5 protein-coding genes are annotated in these 4,768 nt (G+C 68.2%); 1 reads left to right on the top strand and 4 read right to left on the bottom strand.

Going from position 1 to position 4,768, the window contains the following annotated elements:
• Positions 1–162: 162 nt before the first annotated feature.
• The 4 genes from fabZ to ACT6Y9_RS08690 all read right to left on the bottom strand — a co-directional run bounded on the left by fabZ (position 163) and on the right by ACT6Y9_RS08690 (position 4,038).
• Positions 163–636 (bottom strand): 3-hydroxyacyl-ACP dehydratase FabZ, encoded by a 474-nt coding sequence (gene fabZ, locus ACT6Y9_RS08705; protein WP_295480001.1) that lies wholly within the window; start codon positions 634–636, stop codon positions 163–165.
• A 103-nt stretch (positions 637–739) separates the two neighbouring features.
• The gene (gene lpxD / locus ACT6Y9_RS08700; protein ID WP_295480003.1) at positions 740–1,837 is read right to left on the bottom strand and encodes a UDP-3-O-(3-hydroxymyristoyl)glucosamine N-acyltransferase; all 1,098 of its coding nucleotides are present in this window, start codon (positions 1,835–1,837) and stop codon (positions 740–742) included.
• A gap of 100 nt (positions 1,838–1,937) precedes the next feature.
• On the bottom strand, positions 1,938–2,480 hold the full coding sequence (locus tag ACT6Y9_RS08695; RefSeq protein ID WP_295480005.1) for an OmpH family outer membrane protein: 543 nt from the start codon (positions 2,478–2,480) through the stop codon (positions 1,938–1,940).
• Positions 2,481–2,766: 286 nt separating this feature from the next.
• On the bottom strand, positions 2,767–4,038 hold the full coding sequence (locus ACT6Y9_RS08690; protein ID WP_443744250.1) for a M20/M25/M40 family metallo-hydrolase: 1,272 nt from the start codon (positions 4,036–4,038) through the stop codon (positions 2,767–2,769).
• A 299-nt stretch (positions 4,039–4,337) separates the two neighbouring features.
• Between ACT6Y9_RS08690 and ACT6Y9_RS08685 the strand changes: the two genes are divergently transcribed.
• Positions 4,338–4,768 (top strand): FMN-binding protein (locus tag ACT6Y9_RS08685; protein ID WP_443744249.1); only part of this gene is annotated, 431 nt, incomplete at its 3' end.

Raw genomic sequence — 4,768 nt, 5'->3', positions numbered from 1 at the left:
CCCCGGGGGGAAAGCGGACGGGGGAAGCCGGCGGAAAAAGCGGACGGAAAAAGGCGGCGCTCCGGAGGGGCCACTTCAAAGAAGTGGAGCCGCCGGATCCGCCGCCTTCCTGGAGGGACCCCCGTGCAAAGAGGTCCCGGGGCGCGCCGAAGGGGACGCCGCCTACTGCGCCTTCGCGCCTTCGGGCGCGGGACGGTAGGCGCACATCATGTCGGCCGAGGCGACCACCTTGCCGTCCACGCGGGCGACGGCTTCGAAGATTCCCATGCCGAGCTTGGCCTTGATGAACTTCCCCTCGATCACGAGCTGGTCGCCGGGCTGCACGACCCGCTTGAAGCGGGCGTTGTCGATGCCGGCGAAGTAGAAGAGGCACTTCTTGCGGTCCACTTCCGCGGGCAGGCGCGCGAGCGCAATGATGGCGCAGGCCTGCGCCATCGCCTCGATGATGAGCACGCCCGGCATGACCGGAGCCTGCGGGAAGTGGCCGGTGAACTGCGGCTCGTTCATGGTGACGTTCTTGATCGCCACCACGCGGTCGAGCTCGTCGGAGAGCTCAACGACGCGGTCGATCAGGAGGAACGGGTACCGGTGCGGCAGCTGCTCCATGATGTCGAGGATGTTGAGGCTCTTCGGCATTTCTCTGAATTTCTCGCTTCTAGGGGTTCAAGGGGGCGGGCGAGCCCGTGGTGCGCCCGCCTCCCTGCGGGGGAGTCCGGGCGCGGGTGGATTGTCGCGCTTTTTACTGCGCTTCGGCTTCTCCCGAACGGATTAGCGCCCGGAGTTCTGCGACCTCCTTCTCGAGGCGCTTGAGCTCCCTGCGCATTTCCGGCAGACGCGCGGTGATGCCCGCGGCCATCGTGAACTCGCGCTTCGAGAGCGCCGGGAAGAAGCCCATGAGCTGCGTGGGCTCCTTGCCCCAGCCCGTGACGGCGGTCGCCGGACCCACGCCCGAGCCCGAGGGGATCTCGATGTGGCCGTTGATCATCGCCGCGCCCCCGATCATCACGTGGTCGCCGACCTTCGTCGAACCGGCGATGCCGACGCACGAGGCCATCACGCAGTGGCGGCCGATGCGGTCGTTGTGGCCGATCTGAATTTGGTTGTCGAGCTTGGTGCCCTCGCCGATTACCGTGTCTTCGAGCGCGCCGCGGTCCACCGTCGTGTTGGCGCCGATCTCGACGTCGTCGCCGAGAATCGTGCGGCCGCGCTGGGGGATCTTCACCCATTCGCCGCGGAAGGGCGCGAAGCCGAAGCCGTCGCCGCCCAGAACCGCGCCCGACTGGATGCAGCCGCCCGCGCCCACGACCGTGCCTTCATAGAGGACGGCGTTGGGGTAGATCACCGTGTCGGCGCCGACCGTGCAGTTTTCGCCCACGACGACGCCCGAGGAGATGAGGGCGCGCGGACCGATCTTGGCGCCCCTGCGCACCACGGCGAAGACGTCCACGCAGGCGCTCGGGTCCACCTCGGCGCCCTCTTCGACGTAGGCGCGCGGGTGAATGCCCGGCGTGCGCTTCACGGGGTAGAAGATCTGCGAGGCGAAGGCGAAGAACGCGTACGGATCGTCGCAGAAGAGAATCGTGCGCTCGGGCAGCTTGTCGCCGAAGATCGCGGCGGCGTCCTTTTCGCGGAGCACCAGCGCGCCCGCTCGGCTCTTCACCATCGCCTCGGCGTACTTCGGGTCCGTGAGGAAGCTCAGGTCGCCTTCGCCCGCCGCCTCGGGCGGCATGAAGCGCGACACGGTCGGGTCGCCGCCCGAAATGCGCATCGTGAGGCGCCCCTTGGCGCTGACGTTCACGGCTTCAACGAGCTTGGAGAGCGCGGTCGGCTGAGTCATTCTTCGTTTTTCCTTCAGTATTCAATGTGTTTTTTCGCGCCGCCCGCGATTGAATGGACGGCGGCGGTGAGGGAGCGGTCGGACGCAGGCGCAGGCGGGCTCACTTCTTCTTCGAGGCCGTCGCGTCCGCAAGGCCGCGGTCGAGCTCCTCGATCACGCGGCTCGTGAGGTCCACGCGGCTGCTCGCGAAGAAGTACTCGTAGAGCACGAGGTCGAACTGCTCCTTCTTGGCGAGGTCCTGCACGACGCGCCCGGCGCGGTTCTGCAGCAGCAGCACCTCTTCATTGCGGCGCTGGTTGAACTCCTCCCTCGCCTCGCGGCTGCGGCGGGTCACGTCGCGCTCCATTTCGGCAAGGGACCGCCGCTCCTCGACGCGTTCGGTCTCGCTCATCGCGGCGGCGTCCTTCTCGAAGCGCTCGAGCCGGGCCTTGAAGCGGCGGCTGATCCCCTCGATCTCCTCCTGACGGCGCTGGCCTTCGGCGTTGAGGCGGTTGCTCGCCTCGACCGCGATCTTCGACTCGCGCAGGATGCGCTCCATGTTGACGACGCCGATCTTGAGGTCGGCGGAAAGCGCGGGGGCCGACGCAGCGGCAAGGGCGGCGGTGACGGCGAAAAGGGCGAGCGTGGCGCGCAGCGGGCGCATGATGGGTTCCTCTTTTCAGGAGCGGCGTGGAGGCCGGGCGCCGGAGGTTGGCTCCGGAGGACGGACGGCGCGTCCTCCCCGGACGGGCGGACGCAGGGATGATTCTAGCAATGCCGCCCGGCCCTGCCGACCTCCGGCCCCCTGGAGACGCCGCGGGCCGGAAGCGCGCCCTTCTCTTCTGAAGAGCCCGCTTCCGGCCCGGGTCCCGTCCGCCGCTCCCCGCGCCCGGAATCGGGCGGCGGACGGGGCGGCGGAGCGTCGAATCAGCGGCGGATCAATCTCCGCCTCAGGCCTTGTGCTTCGTGAGGCCCGGCTCCACCTCGTTCTTTATGCCGACGAGGGCGAGCGTCGTGAGGATCGCCAGCTGCGGGCCCTTCTGCATGTCGGTCGAGTCGAAGTACTCCTTGAGCGAATGTTCGTTGTGGGTTTCGCCGCCCGTGCCGATGCACACCGACGGGATGCCGATCGAGAGGGGCTTGTTGACGTCCGTGGAGGACGGACGGCACTGGCGCACTTCGAGGCCCATGTGCTTCATCGCGCAGAGCGCGGCCTGGATGGCGGGCGAGTCGTCGGGCTGCATGCCCGCGGGCCGGTTGCCGATCTGCGTCTTGACGAGCTTCAACTGATGATCGGCGTCGGCGAGGGGCCAACGGGCGTTTTCGAGTTCGACGCCCTTTTCGAAGGCGGCGAGCACGCGGCGCTCAAGGTCCTCGAGCTCCTGGAGGTTCACCGAACGCATGTCCACGTCCACCTCGCAGCGCGCGGCGATGGAGTTGACGGTCGTGCCGCCCTTGATCGTGCCGATCGTGAAGGTGGTCTTCGGGTCCGCGGGCGGATCGAAGTCGGCGATGATGTTGCCGGCGCGGCACATCGCGTGGATCGCGGACGGGACCTTGGCGTAGTCGAGGTAGGAGTGGCCGCCCTGACCCTCGATCGCGATGCGCCAGCGGTGCGCGCCCGTAGCGCCGTGCTGCACCGTGTAGACGTCGGCCATGTCGAGCGCGAGGCAGCCGTCGATTTCGCGCGAACCGTCAAAGAGTGCCTTGGAACCCTTGATGTCGCCGTTGCCTTCTTCACCGACGGTGCCGACGAAGAGGATGTCGCCGACCGTTTCGATGCCGGCGCGGTTCAGGGCGCGCAGGACCTGGAGCATCGAGCGCAGACCCGAGGCGTTGTCGCCGATGCCCGGACCGCGGTAGATCGGGCCCTCCTTCGTCACCTTGAGGTTCGTGCCGGCCGGGAAGACCGTGTCGAGGTGCGCGCAGATCGCAAGCACCGGGCCCGCGCCCGTGCCGGGGCGGCGGCCGACCACGTTGCCGGAGGGATCCATCACGACGTCGGTGAGGCCGTACTCGCGCAGAAGCGCGAGCACCGCCTCGCCACGGACCTTCTCGGCGAAGGTGGGCGACTCGATCTCGGAGATGCGGACCTGCTCGGCCATCGCGCGCTCCACTTCCTCGACGCACACCTGAAGCGCCTCGGCGACCCGGGGCTTCAGGGCGAGCGTCTCGACGCGCTCGAGCATCTTCGGTTCAAGTTCAGGCACATGATCAGCCATCGTGAGTTCTCCTCGAAGGGACGTTTTGAGGGTGCGGGCGGCCGGCGGGCTCCCGAGGAGCCCGCCGCGACTGCAGTCGTGAATTCAACCGTGCGCCCGGCGCTCTGGAGGCGGCCGGTACGGCGCGGCGCACGGAGATCATAGCGCCTCTAAGTACTTTGCATTAGGCGGGATATTCCTATGGGTGCGCGGGCCCGGCTCGCCCCCGCCTTTCAGGCCTCATTAAGAGGACTCTGCCAGTCTTTTCGCCGAAATGGGCCCGTGAGGCCCACAGAAAGAGAACCACCGGAGACCCCAAATTGACGAAGCCCCTCACCCTGCGCAGCTCCTTCGGCGCCGCCGCGCTCCTAGCCGCCGCGGCCGCCTGCGTCCCGCTCACGGCGTCCGCCGCCGCGCCGCTCAAGCCCGGCGTCTACATCGAGACCGTGAGCGGCCACGCGGGCTTCATCAAGGTCGAGGTGAAGCTCTCGGCCGACCGCATCGAGTCGGTGAGGATTCTCGAAGGCAATGAGACGCCCTACATCGTGGACGAGCCCGTCGCGAAGGTGATCAAGGAGGTGCTCGAAGGCCAGACCCTCACGGTGGACACCGTTTCAGGCGCCACCCGCACGACGGCCGCGGTGCTGCGCGCCGTGGGCGAGGCGATCGAGGCGGCGGGTGGAGCCGCGGCCGAATGGACGCCCGAGCGCGTCGTGGTGGACCCCGCCGCGCTTCCCCTGAAGGACGCGCC

It is taken from the genome of Sutterella sp. (assembly GCF_052272535.1).
GTDB lineage: Bacteria > Pseudomonadota > Gammaproteobacteria > Burkholderiales > Burkholderiaceae_F > Sutterella.
This window is presented reverse-complemented; position numbering and strand designations above follow the sequence as displayed.

Bases quoted from the DNA above. Each gene is read 5' to 3' on its own strand.
- ACT6Y9_RS08695 (WP_295480005.1), bottom strand. From the start codon at position 2,480: ATGCGCCCGCTGCGCGCCACGCTCGCCCTTTTCGCCGTCACCGCCGCC.
- lpxD (WP_295480003.1), bottom strand. From the start codon at position 1,837: ATGACTCAGCCGACCGCGCTCTCCAAGCTCGTTGAAGCCGTGAACGTC.
- ACT6Y9_RS08690 (WP_443744250.1), bottom strand. From the start codon at position 4,038: ATGGCTGATCATGTGCCTGAACTTGAACCGAAGATGCTCGAGCGCGTC.
- fabZ (WP_295480001.1), bottom strand. From the start codon at position 636: ATGCCGAAGAGCCTCAACATCCTCGACATCATGGAGCAGCTGCCGCAC.